Source organism: Synechococcus sp. Tobar12-5m-g (genome assembly GCF_024345415.1).
Taxonomy (GTDB): Bacteria; Cyanobacteriota; Cyanobacteriia; order PCC-6307; family Cyanobiaceae; genus Regnicoccus.
This window is the reverse complement of the sequence record NZ_JAGQBB010000009.1, coordinates 66,340-85,809: the sequence shown is the minus strand read 5'-3', so window position 1 is coordinate 85,809 and position 19,470 is coordinate 66,340. Positions and strand designations below refer to the sequence as shown.

General features: G+C 61.4%; 11 protein-coding genes. 10 read left to right on the top strand and 1 reads right to left on the bottom strand.

The annotated features are described in order from the left end of the window. Window positions 1-10 precede the first annotated feature (10 nt). The 10 genes from KBY66_RS07485 to KBY66_RS07440 all read left to right on the top strand — a co-directional run bounded on the left by KBY66_RS07485 (window position 11) and on the right by KBY66_RS07440 (window position 17,795). A complete protein-coding gene (locus tag KBY66_RS07485; RefSeq protein WP_255088669.1) occupies window positions 11-1,930 on the top strand; it encodes an ABC1 kinase family protein in 1,920 nt (639 codons plus the stop codon). 33 nt (window positions 1,931-1,963) lie between these two features. Next, on the top strand, window positions 1,964-2,548 hold the full coding sequence (locus KBY66_RS07480; protein ID WP_255088668.1) for an alpha/beta hydrolase: 585 nt from the start codon (window positions 1,964-1,966) through the stop codon (window positions 2,546-2,548). Between the two features lie 126 nt (window positions 2,549-2,674). Beyond that, window positions 2,675-3,733: a threonine synthase gene (gene thrC / locus KBY66_RS07475; protein ID WP_255088701.1), complete on the top strand. Its 1,059-nt coding sequence runs from the start codon at window positions 2,675-2,677 to the stop codon at window positions 3,731-3,733. Between the two features lie 485 nt (window positions 3,734-4,218). Next, complete coding sequence (gene dnaN, locus KBY66_RS07470) at window positions 4,219-5,400, top strand: DNA polymerase III subunit beta (protein ID WP_255088700.1); 1,182 nt, start codon at window positions 4,219-4,221, stop codon at window positions 5,398-5,400. A 4-nt stretch (window positions 5,401-5,404) separates the two neighbouring features. Further along, the gene (locus KBY66_RS07465; RefSeq protein ID WP_255088667.1) at window positions 5,405-6,178 is read left to right on the top strand and encodes an RNA methyltransferase; all 774 of its coding nucleotides are present in this window, start codon (window positions 5,405-5,407) and stop codon (window positions 6,176-6,178) included. Between the two features lie 82 nt (window positions 6,179-6,260). After that, a complete protein-coding gene (gene purL, locus KBY66_RS07460) occupies window positions 6,261-8,645 on the top strand; it encodes a phosphoribosylformylglycinamidine synthase subunit PurL (RefSeq protein WP_255088666.1) in 2,385 nt (794 codons plus the stop codon). Between the two features lie 113 nt (window positions 8,646-8,758). Continuing rightward, the gene (gene purF / locus KBY66_RS07455) at window positions 8,759-10,189 is read left to right on the top strand and encodes an amidophosphoribosyltransferase (RefSeq protein WP_255088699.1); all 1,431 of its coding nucleotides are present in this window, start codon (window positions 8,759-8,761) and stop codon (window positions 10,187-10,189) included. A gap of 740 nt (window positions 10,190-10,929) precedes the next feature. After that, on the top strand, window positions 10,930-11,610 hold the full coding sequence (locus KBY66_RS07450; RefSeq protein ID WP_255088665.1) for an IS1595 family transposase: 681 nt from the start codon (window positions 10,930-10,932) through the stop codon (window positions 11,608-11,610). A gap of 84 nt (window positions 11,611-11,694) precedes the next feature. After that, window positions 11,695-13,251, top strand: coding sequence for a TIR domain-containing protein (locus KBY66_RS07445; protein WP_255088664.1), 1,557 nt, complete (start codon window positions 11,695-11,697; stop codon window positions 13,249-13,251). Further along, window positions 13,251-17,795, top strand: a complete 4,545-nt coding sequence (locus tag KBY66_RS07440; RefSeq protein WP_255088663.1) for a WD40 repeat domain-containing protein — start codon at window positions 13,251-13,253, stop codon at window positions 17,793-17,795. The genes KBY66_RS07445 and KBY66_RS07440 overlap by 1 nt, the downstream gene beginning before the upstream one ends. Window positions 17,796-18,280: 485 nt before the next feature. On the opposite strand, the gene KBY66_RS07435 is transcribed toward KBY66_RS07440, so the two are convergent. Then, window positions 18,281-18,742 (bottom strand): helix-turn-helix domain-containing protein, encoded by a 462-nt coding sequence (locus KBY66_RS07435; RefSeq protein WP_255088662.1) that lies wholly within the window; start codon window positions 18,740-18,742, stop codon window positions 18,281-18,283. Window positions 18,743-19,470: the final 728 nt, after the last annotated feature.

Here is a 19,470-nt window from a genome sequence, read left to right as displayed (position 1 = left end):
CCTCCCCACGATGGTTCGCTCCGACAGCGGGGGCGCCCCGCCCGAGCTCAGCGATTTCATCGAAGCGGCGGGCCTGCTTCGCTACGACCCGGAAGCGATCAGCCGCATCTACGCCGGCCATCCGCAGCGGCTGGTGAGGAGGCTATGGCAGACGCTCGTGCCAATCGGGCTGTTTCTGCTGGGGGTGGGCTTCGACCGCTTCAGTGGCCTGCTGGCCAACCCGGAGCGGGCCCAGGCTCGCGCCACGGAATGCGCGGATCTGCTGGCCAGCCTGGGGCCCGCCTTCATCAAGGCGGGTCAGGCCCTCTCCTCGCGGCCCGACATCGTGCCGCCGGTGCTGCTGGAGGCCCTGGCGGAACTGCAGGATCAACTGCCGGGCTTCGACAGCGCCCTGGCCATGGCCTGCATCGAAGAGGACCTCGGTGCTCCGGTGGAGGAGATCTATGCCGAACTCGACCGGGAGCCGATCTCGGCCGCTTCGCTGGGCCAGGTGCACCGGGGCCGGCTCAAAGGCGGTCAGGCAGTGGCGGTCAAGGTTCAGCGACCGGGCCTGCGGGAGCAGATCACCCTCGATCTCTACATCGTGCGGAACATCGCCGCCTGGCTGAACCGCAATGTCCGGTTGATTCGCAGCGACCTGGTCGCCCTGATCGATGAGCTCGGCCAGCGGGTGTTCGAGGAGATGGACTACCTCAACGAAGCCACCAACGCCGAGACGTTCGCCCGCCTGCACCGCCACAACCCCCGCATCGCCGTACCGGCCATCTACCACCAGGCCACCAGCCGGAGGGTGCTGACGATGGAGTGGATCGATGGGGTCAAGCTCACCAACCTCAAGGCGGTGGAAGCCCTGGGCATCGACCCCGATGACATGGTGCGGGTGGGGGTGAACTGCAGCCTGGAGCAACTGCTGGAGCACGGCTTCTTCCACGCCGATCCCCACCCCGGCAATCTGCTGGCGATGGCGGACGGTCGGCTGGCCTTCCTCGATTTCGGCATGATGAGCCAGGTGAGCCGCGAATCCCGCACCGGGCTGATCCAGGCGGTTGTTCACCTGGTCAATCGCGACTTCGACGCCCTCTCCACCGATTTCGTCACCCTGGGGTTCCTGGGGGAACAGGTGGACCTGCAGCCGATCGTGCCGGCCTTCGAGGCGGTGTTCGGCCAGGCCCTGGAGATGGGGGTGAGCCGGATGGATTTCAAGGCCGTCACCGACGACCTCTCGGGGGTGATGTATCGCTTCCCGTTCCAGGTTCCTCCTTACTACGCCCTGATCATTCGCTCCCTGGTGACCCTGGAGGGCATCGCCCTGAGCGTGGACCCGGAGTTCAAGATTCTTGGTGCCGCCTATCCCTACTTCGCCCGCCGCCTGATGGAGGATCCCGATCCGGCCCTGCGCCGCAGCCTGCGGGAGATGCTCTTCGAAGGCGACGACTTCCGCTGGCAGCGCCTGGAGAACCTGATCAGCAGCGCCTCCCTCCAGGACCAGCTTGACGTGGAAGGGCTGCTCGATCAGGTGCTCGATTTTCTGTTCTCACCCCGGGGGGGGATGCTGCGCCAGCAACTGGTGGACGCCCTGGTGGACCGGGTCGATGCGGTGGGCTGGCAAGCGTTTCAGAACCTGGGCCGCCGACTGCCGAAGCGGCTTCAGCCGCCTGGGCTTCGGGGTGCTCGCGCGGCGAGCCCAGAGGATTCGCTGCTGGGCCTGGCACCGATCGAGCCCTTGCTGGAGATCCTGCGGTCCTTGCCTGGGTTCGAACCCCAGCTGCTGCTGAACCGCCTGCCGCGGCTACTGGCGGAACCCGACCTGCGGCGTATGGGACTCCAGCTGGCCCAGGGACTTGCCGAGCGCAGCGTGGTGCGGCTGTTGCGGGATGTGCTGGTGGCCCCGGACATCGGCGCCAGGGCTGGTTTGGCTTCAGCTCGATAGCTTCTAGAGTTCGGCGTAGATCCGGAGCGATCCTTGCCCAGAAGCTCGAAACTCTGGGGAGCCCTGCTGGGACTCTCCCTCAGCATGGCCGCGCCTGGCCTGCAGGCCGCCGAGCAGATCGTGTTGGTGAGCGGCGCCTTTCGCCGCTCGATTCCGGTGGCAGACCTGGCGCACCTTGCCCAGACCGGCGAAGCGCGCGGCTTGCTGGGAAACCTGCTGAGCCTGAGCCGCCAGAATCCGGCCGAGGTTTCGAAATTGCTGAACCAGAAGGTGACCCTTCCCCTGGTGCTCACCAGCCGGTTGCTCAACACCCGGATCGGCTCGGCGCTGCTGGAGCGGCTGGCCGGCATCATCGCGCCCCTGAGCGCCCCCCAGACCGGGGTTCCCGCCCTGCGCTCCGCGGTGATCTTGGGACTGAATCAGGGCAACGGAACGCTCACACCACTCGGCTTTCTGGAGGCCTATCCGGTCAATCAGATGGCGATCAGCATCCCCGCCCTGATCAGCCTGGCCAGCAAGGCCAGTTCGATCTCCGATCTGGTGTGGTTCTTCTCCGAATCCCCCCTCGACGGACTGCGCGGCGAACCGGAAGCCAAGCCGGCACCGAAGGCACCCTGAGGCCCGATCTCGAACGATCGCCTTGCGGCCAGTGGCTCAGGGCGGACGCGTAGATTCGAACCAGCCCCATCTGCTGCGATCGTGCCCGTGCTTTCCGCTCTCAGACGTCTGGGCGCGAAGCCAACGATGCAGAACTGGCCCGGTCTGATCGAAGCCTATCGCCGCTGGCTGCCGGTGACCGATCAGACGCCGGTGATCACCCTGCGGGAGGGGGCGACGCCGCTGATTCCGGCTCCGTCGATCGCGCAGAGAATCGGGCGTGATGTGCGGGTGTTTCTCAAGTACGACGGCCTCAACCCCACCGGCAGCTTCAAGGACCGGGGCATGACCATGGCGGTCAGCAAGGCGAAGGAGGCCGGGGCCGAGGCGGTGATCTGCGCCAGCACGGGCAACACCTCCGCCGCTGCTGCCGCCTACGCCCGCCGGGGCGGGATGCGGGCCTTCGTGTTGATTCCGGATGGCTACGTCGCCCAGGGGAAGCTGGCCCAGGCCCTCGTGTACGGCGCTGAGGTGCTGGCGGTGAAGGGCAACTTCGACCGGGCCCTGGCGATCGTGCGGGAGGTGGCCGATCGCTATCCCGTCACCCTGGTGAACTCGCTCAATCCCTTCCGCCTCCAAGGCCAGAAAACCGCCGCTTTCGAAGTGGTGGATGCCCTCGGTGAAGCCCCCGACTGGCTGTGCATTCCGATGGGAAATGCCGGCAACATCAGCGCCTACTGGATGGGTTTCCAGGAGTACCAGGCGGCCGGCCACAGCCGGCGGCTGCCCCGGATGATGGGCTTTCAGGCCAGCGGCTCGGCGCCGCTCGTGCTCGGTCACACCGTCGAGCAACCCGACACAATCGCCACGGCGATCCGGATCGGCAACCCGGCCAACCGGGACAAGGCACTCAAGGTGCGCCAGGAGAGTGGCGGCAGCTTTCATGCCGTGACCGATCAGGAGATCCTGGAGGCCTACAAGCTGCTGGGCCGCGAGGAAGGGGTGTTCTGCGAGCCCGCCAGCGCGGCTTCGGTGGCTGGCTTGTTGCAACAGGCCAGCGACGTGCCCTGGGGCGCCACCGTGGTGTGCGTGCTCACCGGGAACGGCCTGAAGGATCCCGGAACCGCAATCGACAACAGCGACGGGGCCTTCCACGCCGGTCTGGCGCCTGAAGTGGACGTGGTGGCGGACGTGATGGGCTTCTGAGCCCGATCCTGATCAACCGAACCAGGCAAGGCTTCGAGTCGATCCGCTGTTGAGCGAGCAGGGTTCCAGAGGGATCCTGGCGTCGATCCAATGGGTGAACTGTCTCTTTCGAGGCTGAGGAAAAGCCTGCCCTCCACGGGGAAAGACGGGCCAAAGTCCACCCCGCCGCCCTGATTGCTGTTTTCCACAAACAGGGGAATCTGTGGGAAAGGTGTGATTCAGGGTTGTGAGCTTTCCCTTGTCCCCAATGCCAATTCGTTGAATCCGCTGGCCGCCAGCCTGTTCAAGCAAATTCCCCCGTTTCCACACCCCCTACGACTACTGACTTTTTCTTCTTTTCTGAATCTTTAATCCCAGCAGGGAAAGCGGGGGATTGTGGTGGTGATCGGTTGGGGGGCTTCGGTTCCCTGCCGTTGCGGATCGGCAGGGGTTGTGGAACCGTGGTGGGGCCCTCGCCGGGTGTTCCTCTTCCCGATGTCGCCGCCATGAAGCTGGTCTGTTCCCAGAGCGAACTGAGCGCCAGCCTTCAGCTGGTCAGCCGCGCGGTTTCCGCCCGGCCGACCCACCCCGTGCTTGCCAACGTGCTGCTCACGGCCGATGCCGGCACCGGCCGTCTCAGCCTCACCGGCTTCGATCTCAGCCTCGGGATTCAGACCAGCCTGGCCGCCTCAGTGGAGACCAGCGGCGCGATCACGCTGCCCTCAAAGCTGTTCGTCGAAATCGTTTCGCGCCTCTCGGCTGACAGCCCGATCACGCTCAGCTGCGAGGAAGGCCAGGACCAGGTGGAGCTCACCAGCCGCTCCGGCACCTACCAGATGCGGGGCCTGTCGGCCGAGGATTTCCCCGATCTACCTCTGCTTCAGACCGGAGCACCGATTCGTCTGAACGTGGATGCCTTGGTGCGGGGGTTGCGGGCCACCCTGTTCGCCAGCAGCGGCGATGAGGCCAAGCAACTGCTCACTGGCGTCCATCTCGGCCTTGAACACCGGGGCCTGGAGTGCGCCGCCACCGATGGCCACCGCCTTTCGGTGCTGCGCCTGGAGAACGCCGCCCAACCCAGCGCAGGGGCCGCCATCGATCACGAGGCCGAGCTGGACGGTGAAGCCGCGACCGACACCTTCGCCGTCACCGTTCCGGCCCGCTCCCTGCGCGAACTGGAGCGCCTGCTCTCCGGCCGCCAGTCCCAGGAGGCGGTGAGCCTCTACTGCGACCGGGGCCAGGTGGTGTTTCTCTGGGCCGATCAGGTGCTGACCAGCCGCAGCCTCGACGGCACCTATCCGAACTATCGCCAGCTGATTCCCACCAGCTTCAGCCGCAGCCTGGAACTGGACCGCCGTGGCTTCATCACCGCCCTGGAGCGGGTGGCCGTGCTGGCCGATCAGCACAACAACGTCGTGAAGATCAGCAGCGATCCGGCCACCGGCCAGCTACACATCAGCGCCGATGCCCAGGATGTCGGCTCCGGCTCCGAAGACCTGGCCGCCGTGGTTCGGGGCGAGCCGATCGCCATCGCCTTCAATGTGCGCTACGTGCTCGATGGGCTCAAGGCGATGGCCGCCGATCGGGTGGAGCTGCGCTGCAATGCACCCACCACCCCAGCCGTGCTGGTGCCGGTGGATGATCCGAGCTTCACCTATCTGGTGATGCCGGTGCAGATCCGCAGCTGATCCCGTGGCCCTCCCCCAGCAGCTCCTGCTCAGTGACCTGCTGAGGCTGCGCGTTCGCTGCGATCAAGGGCTGGAGCATGGCGCCGGTTTGGTCGCCTGGATGCATCCGCCCGTCCACCGGCTGCTGGGTTGGGCCAGCAAACCCTCCGCCTTCGGCGGCCGGCGGTTGGTCTGGCGCCTCAACCAGTTGCGGGGAGTCACCGATCTCGAAGCGCTGGTGTTGGGGGAACCGGCCGAAACCGAGCAGGGCACGCTGGATCGGCTGCCCACCCTGTTCGACGCTGCCCTCACCGGAGCTTCCAGCAGCGTGCTGGGATCCGTGGTGGATGCCGCCATCGAGCTGCGCACGGGCCGCATCCTTCACTACCTGGTGGCCCGCAGCGATCCGCGCCTGCCGGGCAGCAGCCGCTGGCGGCTCAGCCCCGAGCGCATCCTCGATCAGCAACCGGGCCAGGTGCTCACCTCCCTGGCTGGTCTCGATGACCTGCCCTTGGCCAGGGCAAGCGTCCGCCAGGAGTTCCTGCGCCGCTCCCGCCGCTGGCGCGGCCAGTTCCAGGAGGTGGGCGATCGGGTCGAGCAGCGGCTGGAGGGCTGGCTGGAGGAGCCCCCCTGGCAAGAGCCCCTGGAAAGGGAGCCGGAACGAAGGCGGTATCCCGACGACGACGATCCGCTCGAGAATTGGCCCGATGATCCCGTTCCCCAGCGCGGGCCTCGGGCTGAGCCTGAGCACCGCCGCCGAGGAGCTGATCCCCTCGAGGATCTCTGGGACGAGACCTGAGCCTCGGTTCGTCAGCCGAGGTGACGCCCTTGTGCCGGGTCAGGCCCTCAGGGAGAGTGGAAGGCCGTTGCAGCTCCGCCCGGTGGTCCGCTCCTCCGCTCCCCCGTTCTCGGTTGCCGAGGCGCTGAAGAAGGAGGGCCTCAGCCCGGCCGACTACGAGGAGATCGTGCGGCGGCTGGGCCGCGAACCGAACCGGGCTGAGCTGGGCATGTTCGGCGTGATGTGGTCGGAGCACTGCTGCTATCGCAACTCCCGGCCCCTGCTGCGGGGGTTTCCCACCAGCGGCCCCCGCATCCTGGTGGGCCCTGGCGAGAACGCCGGTGTGGTGGATCTGGGGGAGGGCCAGCGGCTGGCTTTCAAGATCGAGAGCCACAATCACCCCTCGGCGGTGGAGCCGTTCCAGGGGGCGGCCACCGGCGTGGGCGGCATCCTGCGGGACATCTTCACCATGGGCGCTCGGCCGATCGGCCTGCTCAATGCCCTGCGGTTCGGTCCGCTCGAAGACGCGCGCAACGTGGGCCTGATCGAGGGGGTGGTGTCCGGCATCGCCCATTACGGCAATTGCGTGGGGGTGCCCACCGTGGGCGGTGAGGTGGCGTTTGATCCCAGCTACAGCGGCAACCCCTTGGTGAATGCCATGGCCCTGGGGCTGATGGAAACCGAGGAGATCGTCTGCTCCGGCGCGGCCGGTGTTGGTAATCCGGTGGTGTACGTGGGCAGCACCACTGGCCGCGATGGCATGGGGGGGGCCAGTTTTGCCTCGGCCGAGCTGAGCGCCGCCTCCCTTGATGACCGCCCCGCCGTGCAGGTCGGTGATCCGTTCCTGGAGAAGGGGTTGATCGAGGCCTGCCTGGAGGCGTTCAAAAGTGGTGATGTGGTGGCGGCCCAGGACATGGGTGCCGCCGGGCTCACCTGCAGTTGCTCAGAGATGGCAGCCAAGGGTGGCCTGGGCATCGAGCTGGATCTGGACCAGGTGCCGGCCCGTGAAACGGGCATGACCGCCTACGAGTTTTTGCTGAGCGAATCCCAGGAGCGGATGCTGTTCGTGGTGAAGGCGGGTCGTGCGGAGCCCCTGATGGCCCGCTTCCGCCGCTGGGGTCTGCAGGCAGCCGTGGTGGGTCGGGTGCTGGAGGAGAACGTGGTGCGGGTGCTGCAGCAAGGCCAGGTGGCGGCCGAGGTGCCGGCCAGTGCCCTGGCCGACGACACGCCGATCAACCACCACCCGCTGCTGAGTGAGCCGCCGGTGGAAATCCAGGCCCACTGGCGCTGGAGTGAGGCCCAGCTTCCTGCCGCCACCCTGGCCGGCATCACGCCGGAAGGCCGGTCTCCCATGGGCTGGGGGGAAGTGCTCGAGGCCTTGCTCGATGACCCCACCATCGCCAGCAAGCGCTGGGTGTACCGCCAGTACGACCAGCAGGTGCAGGCCAACACCGTGCTGCTGCCGGGCGGGGCCGATGCGGCGGTGCTGCGCCTGCGGCCCCAGGAAGGGGCTGCGGCCCTGACGGCTTGTCATCGTGGCGTGGCCGCCACCGTGGATTGTCCCAACCGCTGGGTGGCGCTGGATCCGGAGCGCGGCGCGATCGCGGCGGTGGCGGAGGCGGCCCGCAACCTCAGCTGCGTGGGAGCTGAACCCTTGGCGGTCACCGACAACCTCAATTTCGCGTCGCCGGAGACCCCCACGGGCTACTGGCAGCTGGCGATGGCCTGCCGCGGGCTGGCCGAGGCCTGCCGTGCCCTCGACACACCGGTCACCGGCGGCAATGTCTCCCTGTACAACGAAACCCGCCGTCCCGACGGCAGCCTCCAGCCGATCCACCCCACCCCGGTGGTGGGCATGGTGGGATTGGTGCACGATCTGGCCCGTGTCACCGGACTGGCCTGGAAGCAGTCCGGTGACACGATCTGGCTGCTGGGCGTGCCGCTTGAAATGGCCGCCGTCGCGGATCAATCGGCTGACACGGGAGTTGAGGATCGTCTGGGTCTGGGGGGCAGCAGCTATCTGGCGCGGATCCACGGCCTGGCCACCGGCCGCCCGCCCCGCACCGACCTGGCCCTGGAGCGCCAGGTGCAGAGCCTGCTGCGGGAGGCGATCGGCCGGGGCCTGGTGGCCTCCGCCCACGACCTCAGCGACGGCGGCCTGGCTGTGGCGGCGGCAGAATGCTGCATGGCCGCGGGGCTGGGTGCCCAGCTGGTCCTGCCGGCCAGCACCAGCCGCCTGGACCGGTTGCTGTTCGCCGAGGGTGGCGCGCGCATCCTGGTCAGCGTGCCGGTGACCCAGCTGAGCGCCTGGCAAGAACTGATGGCTTCCTTCCCAGCGCTGGTTCCAGCGAAGCGGCTGGGAACGGTGGAGGACGACGGCCAGCTGCGAATCAGCCTGGCGGAGGATCCGGTGCTGAATGCCGACGTCGCCGCGTTCGCCAGCGTTTATGAGCAGGCGATTCCGCGCCGCCTGGTTGCCTCAGCCTGAGGCACAATGCTGTCAAGACCCTTTAGGTGATCACGCCTGTGGTATCGGTGCATCCCAGGCTTCACCACCCCGAGCGGGCCCAGCTCCCCGACCAGCAGGAGCGGCCCGACCGAATGGAGGAGGCCTGCGGGGTGTTCGCGGTTTACGCCCCGGGTCAGCCCGTCGCCAACCTTACCTATTTCGGGCTCTACGCCCTGCAGCACCGCGGCCAGGAATCAGCTGGGATCGCCGTGTTCAACGGCGCCAAGATCCGTCTCCACAAGGACATGGGCCTGGTGAGCCAGGTGTTCGATCAGGACGTGCTCGAGCGGATGCCCGGCGATTTGGCGATTGGCCACAACCGCTATTCGACCACCGGCAGCAGCAAGGTCTGCAATGCCCAGCCGGTGGTGCTGATGACCCGGCTGGGACCGTTCGCCCTGGCCCACAACGGCAATCTGGTCAACGCCGCCGAATTGCGGCAGGCCCTCAGCCATCTGGCCGGGGAGTTCACCTCCACCACGGATTCCGAGCTGATCGCCTTCGCCCTCCAGGAGGCTGTGGATGGTGGCCAGGGCTGGAGGGCCGCCATCGAAGCGGCGGCGGGCCAGTGCCGCGGGGCCTTCAGCCTGGCGATCGGCACCCCTGAGGGGCTGTTCGCCCTGCGGGACGGCTATGGCGTGCGCCCGCTGGTGTTCGGCCATCTGGGTGAGAAGCACCAGGGCCAGTGGGTGGTCAGCAGTGAAAGCTGCGGCCTGGACATCATCGGAGCCTCCTACGACGGCGAGGTGGCGCCCGGGGAACTGATTCATTTCCAGGCCGGGGAATCGGTGCCGTTGCGCAGGCGCTGGATCGTGGAGCCCACCAAGCTGTGCGTTTTTGAAATGATCTATTTCGCCCGCCCCGACAGCCGCTTCTTCGGCGAATCGCTTTACAGCTACCGACACAGGATCGGAGCCCAGCTCGCCCGGGAGACCGAGGTGGAGGCCGACATCGTGATCGGCGTCCCCGATTCCGGCATCCCCGCCGCGATCGGTTTCTCCAAGGCCAGCGGCATTCCCTACGCCGATGGGCTGATCAAGAACCGCTACGTGGGGCGCACCTTCATCCAGCCCACCCAGGCGATGCGGGAGGCGGGAATCCGCGTCAAGCTCAATCCCCTGCCCGATGTGCTGGATGGTAAGCGGGTGGTGGTGATCGACGACTCGATCGTGCGCGGCACCACCAGCCGGAAGCTGGTGCAGGCCCTGCGCGATGCCGGCGCCACGGAGGTGCACATGCGGATCAGTTCTCCCCCGGTGACCCACCCTTGTTTCTACGGCATCGACACCGACAACCAGGAGCAACTGATCGCTGCCCGCCTCACCCTGGAGGAGATCACCCAACATCTGCAGGTGGATTCCCTGGCCTACCTGAGCCAGAAGGGAATGCTGGAGGCTGCCCACGACCATTCCGCCAACTTCTGCACGGCCTGCTTCGACGGCCACTACCCCATCCCGATGGATGACAAGATCCGCTCCAGCAAATTGATGCTTGAACCCTCGGGGATTGCCGCCACAGTCTGAGTTGGGTCGCCAGCTTCCCTATAGATTGCTGGCACTTTCCAGCAGCAGCTTTTTCCCCTGGCTCACCTGGATCGGGTGGATGGCATGGTCACCCTGGATCTCCTGAAGGGTCTTGCGGCCCGAAATTGCCGCCATGGCCATCTGGACCTTGAACCCCCCGGGGCTTTTGGTTTTGGGTGTAGCCAACATCTACGGTGAAGGCTGCAACTAAAGTGGGAAAAACCTGGTTGGGCCTTTGCCCTACCTCTGAAGTTAACGATAGCCCTGGTCCAGAAAATCCTGACCCCTATAGCGATGAGTTAAGATGTATAGATTATAGGCTATGCCACTGAAAATTGAACCAAATTGCCGTTCTTGAGATGTCGATCATGTCGATTTAAAAAAGGGGTGTCCGGATGACGGCATTAGACTTATCGCGTGATTCTTCCTTTGCCGGTGGCTGGGATGCAGTACCCCGGCAATCTCGCGGCGGTGCGCGCGTGGTTCCTGGACGACGCGGCGTGCCTGGACTATCTGGACTGGCTGCGGGCGGGTGGCCTTGTGGCGTGTGCCGTAGGCGGGTGCGCGTCTTGGCCGGCACGGTCTTCCAGGACACGAGGACGCCGATGACCGTGTGGTTCGATGCTGCGTGGCTGATGGCAGCGACGAAGAACGGGGTCAGCGCCGCCTCTCTTCAGCCGCTGCTGGGGCTGGGGTCGTATGAGACCGCGTGGGGGATGTGCCACTAGCTGCGCACCGCGATGGGCCGCACCTCGACGGATCTGCTGTCTGACAATGTCGAGGTCGACGAGACGTTCATCGGCGGTGTCAAGACCGGCGGCAAGCGTGGAAGCGGAGCCCCCGGGAAGGCCTACGTCGCGATCGCGGTCGAGGCCAAGGCAAAGGGCTTCGGCCGATGCCGACTGCAGGTGGTGGAGAAGATCGACGCCGAGCATCTCGGGGAGTTCATGCACCGCAACCTCAGCCCAGGCTCGGTCGTCGTCAGCGACGCCTTGCAGTCCTACCCACTCGCGCCTGCTCGGGGTTTCGTCGGGCACAAGCTGTTCAACATCAAGCGCTCCGGCCTGCCGGCTCACGAACGTCTGCCTGGGTTACACCGGGTGGCGAGCCTGCTCAAGCGCTGGCTGGCCGGTACCCACCAGTCCGGAGGCTCCGCCGAGCACCCGCAGGCCTACCTGGATGAGTTCACCTTCCGGTTCAACCGCCGTCATGCTTGTGGATTGCTGTTGCTTCGTCTCCTGGAGGGCGCCGTGGGCGCGGGGCCGACGCCGATGCGGGAACTGATCAAGATCCCGAACCCACACCCCGTCGCGATGCACTCACCAGTAGGGCCGAAGTGGCCCGAAAGCCTTGCAGCAGGCTCACTTGACCGCCCATGGCGAGCAGAAGACCCGTCTGATCTACTGCCGTCATCCGGATAGCCCTTAAGGGCAATTGCTAGTTCTGGCCAAGGCGTCTAAACTCTGGTTCAAAGGGTTTTGATTCCAGGGGGTCCGAGGTGGTCAATGAACTTTGACAATGACGTCTTTATTAGTTATGCTCATACAGATAATGAGCCGCTGCTTAGTGATCCTGGATGGATCAACACGTTCCATGCTTATCTCAAGAAACGCCTCCCCCAGTTGCTCGGCAAGAGCTCTCGCATCTGGAGGGATCCCAAGCTGGCCGGCAATGATGACTTCGATCAGGTCATCCAAGACAAGATCGCCACGGCTCAGCTACTGATCTCCGTGCTCTCGCCGAGCTACATCACCTCGGAATGGTGCCCCAAGGAGCTCAAGCTTTTCTGTAACGCCTGCGAGCAACAGACAGGGGGAGTGAAGGTGGGGTCACGTTCTCGCATCTTTAAGGTAGTGAAGACCCCTGTTGATCGACGCCGGCTGCCCGATTGTTTCCAGCCCCTGCTCGGCTACGAATTCTACGAGGAGAAAGACGAAGGCGGGCCACCACTAGAATACAATCGCTTATTCTGGCAGGATTGGGAACGCCGCTTCGCCACGCGCATGGAGAAGCTGGCAAGGGACATCAGCGATACCCTCACAGACGAGTCACTATGGACTGTTGCAGAGTCACAATCTCCCAAGCCAGCAGTGCCCGATCACCTGCAGGCCGAATCGCAACCCTCATCCGCCAGCCGCATTCGAACCGTCTACGTTGCTGAGTCGACTGCTGATCTTAACGAGGCCCGAGCCGCAATCCTGGCCCAGCTCCAACAGTGGGGGCACAGGGTGCTGCCTGATCGAAGCTTTCCTTTGACCTCACCGGAATACGAAGAGGCTGTTGCGGAGGCACTGTCCACAGCTGATTTATCTATTCACTTGGTAGGCACCCGATATGGGGTGATACCTGAGGGGCAGGAGATGGGGGAAAAATCCATAGTAGTTTTGCAGTATGAGCTTGCTCGCCGACGTGCTGATGAATCGTCTTCTTTTCGCTATCTGCTTTGGACTCCGAGTAGGTCGGAATCCAAGGAGATTAAGCCCGAGCAAAAACTTTTCATCGATTTGCTCCAAACTGATCCCCAGTTACTCCAGACTACGTTAGAAGAACTTAAGACAATTCTTTCGAAAGAGCTTACCAAGGAAACAGCAGATGCCCCTCAAGCTTCCCCCGCCGCCACCAGCAACCGGCATCTGGTCTACGTGATCGGCACTCCGGAGGATTTCACCGTTAAGGACGGTCTCGCATTAATCATTCCCCATCTTGAGCAGCAGGGCTACGACGTGATCACGCCGCAGTTCGATGCACAGGCCGTCCAGGACAGGCTCCAGAACGAGGGCTGCCTTCGGCGCTGCGATGCGGTGCTCATCTACTACGGGAGTGCCAGCGAAGCCTGGTTGATGGCGAAATTGGCCGAACTTCGCAAAGCCCCTGGATATGGACGCAAGGCCGATTTTCTCGCGACTGCCGTGTTGGTAGGTCCACCCCTCAACGCTGATAAGCAGTCCTGGCAAACCGACGAAGCCCTAGTGCTCCGGTGCGGGAAGGGCTTTGACACCACTGTGGTGCAGCCCTTTCTTGACAGCATCGCCGTCGTTTCTTCCGATGGCCATACATCGTGATGAGCAATGCCAAGCGCACCAACCCCTTTCCTGGTCTGCGACCATTCGAGCAGGACGAAACACACCTGTTCTTCGGCCGTGAAGCACAGACCGACGAACTCCTGAAGAGACTGCGCGAGCATCGATTTCTCGCCGTCGTCGGTACTTCGGGTAGCGGCAAGTCCTCGTTGGTGAAGGCCGGGTTGCTTCCGGCCCTGTTCGGCGGTTTCATGACGAAGGCTGGTGCAGCCTGGCGTGTCGCTGTGATGCGGCCAGGGGCCCAGCCCATCGCCAGTCTCGCTCAGGCTCTCATGTCGCCGGGGGTGTTTGCGCCGGTTGGCGATGAGGACCCCCGGATCAGTTCGATGGTCACTGATGCTGTGCTTCGCGCTGGGGATCGCGGCTTGATCGAGGTGGCGTCAGATGCCCGCATGCAGCCGGATGAAATTTTGTTGGTGGTAGTCGATCAATTCGAAGAGCTATTCCGATTCCAGCAGACAGCCTCTGAGGAGTCAGCTGCGGCCAACGAGACAGGCGGTTTCGTGAAGCTGCTGCTCCAAGCAACCCTTCAGAACCACGTGCCGATCTACGTGGTGATCACGATGCGTTCCGACTTCCTCGGCGACTGCGCCCGGTTCCGGGATCTCCCCGAAACCATGAACGAATGCCAATACCTGATCCCTCGCATGACGCGCGAGGAGCTGCAACAGGCAATCGAAGGGCCGGTGAGGGTTGGCGGAGGTTGTATCTCTCCAGAACTCGTGAACCGCCTACTCAACGACGTGGGCGACAATCCCGACCATCTACCAGTGCTGCAACATGCACTGATGCGTACCTGGGACTTCTGGATACAGCGCGGAAGTGAAGGGCCAATCGATCTATCGGGTTATAAGGAAATCGGAGAGATGGAACATGCCCTCTCACGCCATGCCGACGAGATCTTCAGTAGTTTGCCCGGAGAGTCAGGCAAAGCCATCGCTCGCAGTCTTTTCAAGAACCTCACCGATCTCCGCTCCGATAGCCGCGGGGTGCGACGACCCTCCAGATTTTCAGAGATCTGTGCGGTCGCTGGCGCCGACAGCACGGCAGTGAGTCAAGTAGTGGAGGAGTTCCGCTCTCCCGGCAGGACCTTCCTCACCCCCCCCGTGGGAGTGGAGCTGCTCCCCGATACGATTCTTGATATCTCCCACGAGAGCCTGATGCGCATCTGGGACAGCTGTCGAAAATGGGCAGAGGAGGAAGCAAAAAACGCCCGAGTTTACACTCGATTGGCGGAGCAGGCTGCATTGTTCCAAAGGGACGAGGCTAGCTTGTATCGCGATCAGGAGCTTGACATAGCCCTCGATTGGAAGGAGAAGTTCCGACCCAACGAAGCATGGGCGAAGAGGTACGACACCGGCTTCCAGCAGGCGATGGAGTTTCTTGATCGCAGCGTTGAGCGGCGGGAGAAGGAATTGGCTGATCAAGAAGCTCTACGCCAGGCTGAACTCGATCGCTCCCAGAGGGAGATTGAACGCCAGAGGCAGGTGATCCTGATCAAAGAGCAGTCTCTGGCCGACTTACGGACATCAAGGCTTTTCCTTTCTGCTGGCTTGGTTGCGGCACTATGCGGCATGGGAGCGTCCATTTATCTTTACAGCAAGGCACAGCAAAGCGAGATTCGGGCCATGATCACTTCCTCCACGCGACTGGCATCCATGAATCACCAGGCTGATGCCGTCCTGGAGCTCATCAAGGCGGGCTCGATGGCCCAGCACTCCTCATGGATCATTGGCCCCCAGCTCACCAACAACGTTCGTCTCCAACTTGCGCGGGGATTGTCAAGCTTGCGAGAGATCAACACCTTTGAAGACGACCTTGTGAATGCATATGAGTCTGATTTTACTAATGACGGCAAGCTGATGGCAGTTGCCTCGCGTAAAGGTATCCGTTTATTTGATATCGGTGGAAGTCCATTTGGCCAGATGATGAAGAATGAAAAGGGCGGTATGATATCTGTTGATTCTAATTCTTCCGGGGGGCGATTAGCATCTATAGACTCGCTTGGCTCTCTTCAAATCTGGAATGTAAAAACACAAGAGCCATTATTGGCAATGCCAATAAATGTTAATGGATACGTAGTTCGCTTCAGCCCAAATGGATCTTTTGTTGCAACTGGTGGAGACGACGGGAAGGTACGTTTCTTTGCTGATAATGGTGATTCTACTGGGATTAAAATCTTGAGTGTAAGCAATAAGCCCCTATATTCCATCGATTTTAGTCACGATGGATCGCTGCTTGCCACAGCAGGATCTGATGGCTTCATTCGTCTCTGGAATGTGAAAACAGGTGCGCGCATCCACGTTATCCCCGTAAAGGATTACAAAGATGAAGACCAACAGACACGTATCTATAGCGTGAGTTTCAGACCCGACAGTAAGACCTTTGTTACAGGGAGCTTAGATGGTGCTGTTCGGCTGTGGGACACAACCTCTGGCAAGTTGCTTGCAACAGGTAAACCAGCGGATGATTCTACAATTAATCAGGGAGGAGATCAAAATACAAATGACACCTCAGGGCATAAAGGAACGGTACTGAGTGTTGCTTTTAACCGCAGCGGGGATTTGATTGCATCGGGTAGTATTGATGGAACTTTCCAACTCTGGAGGCAGAAAAATAAGGAACTCATGCAGGAGCAGGAATTTTCTGCCTACGGCAAGCGGGTATGGGATGTTCGCTTCAGTCCCGACGGCAAGCGGCTGGCGGCCTCCACCGCAGGCGGAAAGATCCGCATTGTCGATTGGCAGGGCGATGAGTATCTCCACAGGCGCGGGCACAAGAGTCCCATAACGGGGCTTGGATTCTCTCCTAATGGCAAGCTTCTCGCGTCTGTAAGTGAGGATATGAATCTGCGGCTATGGAACCTTGGGGAAGCGGGTGCACGACCAATGGATCCAATCCTCCTACGTACCGGGGGCAAACCCCGCCTGAGCATCAAGCCTGATGGAATGCAAATTGCAACTGGCCAACAAGATGGCTCGATCCAACTTTGGACATCCTCTGGTGAGAAGGTGGGCACACCCCTCACGGGTCATAAGGGTCAAGTCTTGGACGTTCAATTCCATCCAAATGGGCCCACTCTTGCTTCAGCTGGTGAGGACGGCACTGTCCTCCTTTGGGATCTTAAGACCCGGAAACCCCAACAGCTTCTATCTCCACAGCCTGGCAAGAATGAGGAGCCATTTAATGCTATTGCCTTTAACCCTGACGGATCAATCATCGCCGCAGCCAGAAATGATGGATCCTTGATCGTTGTGCCCGTCAACGGCAAATCAAAGCCGCAGAAGGTTCTTACGAGTGACTCAGATTCTCTCAGCCATCTTCAATTCAGCCCCGATGGCAAGTCGCTTTATGCGTTAGGCGATAAGGGTTTTATCCAACGTTGGCAGGTGGGGAGTTGGGAGTTTCGTGATCAGATTGGCCTAGAGGATAGTCCTAGCCACATCAATGGCTTTGTAGTCAGCCCCGATAGCCAAGCAATCATCACCGCCAACGTGAATGGATCAGTGACTCTTTGGCGCCCTAATGGTGAGAAGATCAGCATGCTCGAAGGTGTGGATGGCAGTGGCTTTAGCCCTTTAAGTGTGGCTTTAGCCCGTGATCATTCTAAAATCGCTTTTGCTGGAATGAGTGGCGATATCACTTTTTGGGAGCTTAAGCTTGACAGTCTTGTTGATCGATCCTGTGAGCTGCTCAGTGATTACTTGAGTACCCATCCCCTCATTCTCAAGGAGGTGGAACCCTGTCAGTCTCCTGAAAGGCTGAACCGTGCAGCAGAGGCTCTTGTGCGTGAGGGGGATCGTCAAGTTAAACAGAAAGACGGACTACGTGCCCTACAAAACTTCCAGCTCGCAAAGCGATGGAGCAGAAGTAAGTCCATTCATCCAGAAGTACGTGTAGCGCCTATACTAGTTTACTCAGGTATTCGCATTGCAGAGCTGACAGGAGACGTGGCTAGTACGGCCAAGCAGCTAAACAATGCTCACGACATCGATCCAAAGCTAAATCTAATGCCAAGAGACAAGATGCCTGATTATGTCACCATTGATATTGTTGAAACAGATCCATATAAAGCGGCTGTTTACTGGGCTACACTATCTTTTCTGACTAAAGTCGAAAATGATAATTCCTTCAAGGCGGCAAAGTACCTTGAAAACATATATCCTTCTTTCAAATCAATTGTGAAACTTCATCCTAAGCTATTTAGAGCTTCTGATTGGAATGCAATCTGCTGGTTCGGATCTATTAAAGGCTTGCAAGAACTAGTGAAACCTGCCTGCGACCTCGCTGTGAGAATGGCATCTCCCGAGGATATTTTTCTTGCTAGCGACACTCGGGGCCTGAACGCGGCCCTGCGTGGAGACATTAGTCGCGCTATTTCCGATTTTCGCTCTTATATGGGAGACACGAGTATTGAATCAAAGTATCGGGAGAAACGGGCCGAGTGGGTCAGGCTCCTCAAGGGGGGGGTCTCACAGAAGACAATCTTCACCCCCCAAGTTCTCGAGAATCTCAAAGATGAATGAAACGGGGTATCCGGATGATGGCAGTAGACATGTCCCGTGACTTTGTCTTTTCCAGTGGGTGGGGTGCACTACCCTGGCAATCTCGCGGCGGTGCGCTCGTGGTTCCCGGACGACGCGGCGAGCCTGTACTATATTGATTGGCTGCGGTGGCTTGACGGCTTCTGCTGTCCGCACTGCGGGGCCAAGAAGGACTGGCGCTAGCCTGAGGGCGGGTCGTCTTGTGGCGGGTGCGCGCTCTTATAATACACGAGGATGCGGCTGACCGTCTGGTTAGAGGCTGCGTGGCTGATGGCAGCGATGAAGAACGGGGTCAGCGCCGCCTCTCTTCAGCCGCTGCCGCTGCTGGGGCTGGGGGTCGTATGTGACCGCGTGGGGGATGTGCCACAAGCTGCGCACCGCGATGGGCCGCACCTCGACGGATCTGCCCCCGCTTTCAGGAAAGATGACACCCCTCTCAATTGTCTTCCGTCGGTGCGCGGCGCTGGTCAGCCTTCCGCGTCCTCCGAGCAGAAGGCCTCCCATTTTTTTCGCAGCACCAGCAATGCCACCATCTCCGCCATGGCCTTCTCCTTGCGCTGCAGCTCCTTTTTGAGAGCCTTGATCTCGCGCTGGTCCTGGGCGCGGAGCTTCTCGAGCTCCTTCTGCTCTTTCAAGGTGAGCACTGGCTTTTCATTGGCATCCTGGGCGGCCTGCCGCCAACGGCTCACCTGCTCAGGGAGCAGCCCCCGCTCCCGGCAGTAGGCGCTGAGCTCTGTGGCGTTCATCCCTTCCGTCTCCAGCACCACCGTGAACTTGTCGGCAGCGCTCCAGCCGTCAGGGTCCTTCTCGGATGCCGGCACCACTTCTCCCTGCAACCGCCAGGTCTTCCTCCATTTGTAGAGGGTGATCACGTGGATGCCCAGCTCCTCGGAAATCCGGGCCACGCTCTGCCTGTGCGGCGGGCTCATCCGCCTTCTCACATCAGCCTTGACGGCCTCGCTGTAACGACGCATTGATCTGCTCCATCAAGCCCCCGGGTGTGCGATTGAGAGGAGTGTCATCTTTCCTGAAAGCGGGGAGGCAATCAATTCAAATCTCCCTTTCCAGGGAATATAGTTTGATTGGCTGATAGCAATTCTTTTCCCTTTCTTATTTCCGCTACTGCTAACATGAATCGCTAGGGCTACCAAAATCCAAAAATTGTATCTTGATATATTCTACCCAGCAGTCAAGGCAGTCGACGCGGAATGCCTAGCTCCTTCAAGCAAGTAAAGAAGCCTGTTTGGTCTGATTCATTCGCGAATAGAATTGGCCAGCAAGGCAATAGACCATGCATCGCCTAAATCCATATCCTTCCCTAAGTATACCGCAGGATCTCTTTCATGAAGCGCGTTTTCGAGAATGCCCATATCAGCGCCATTTGGAGACATTGCGGACAGCGTTCCTCCATAGGCTGTGGCTGGTTGGATTTCAGTCGATCCAAGCCTGCATTCAAGCGGTGATCCATGGCATCAGCGAGCTTCTGAACATGACGACACGGCAACCATCACCTGAATCTTGCAAAAACTCTAAAATGTCCCTGCCGCAAGATGGGTCGTTTTGCTACGTGGTCCTAGACCTCCCCAAGGATAGGGCTTACTAGAATTCTCATGGGGAGTCTAGGTTGGGGCCTTTCTACGCTGCCCACCTTGGTGCG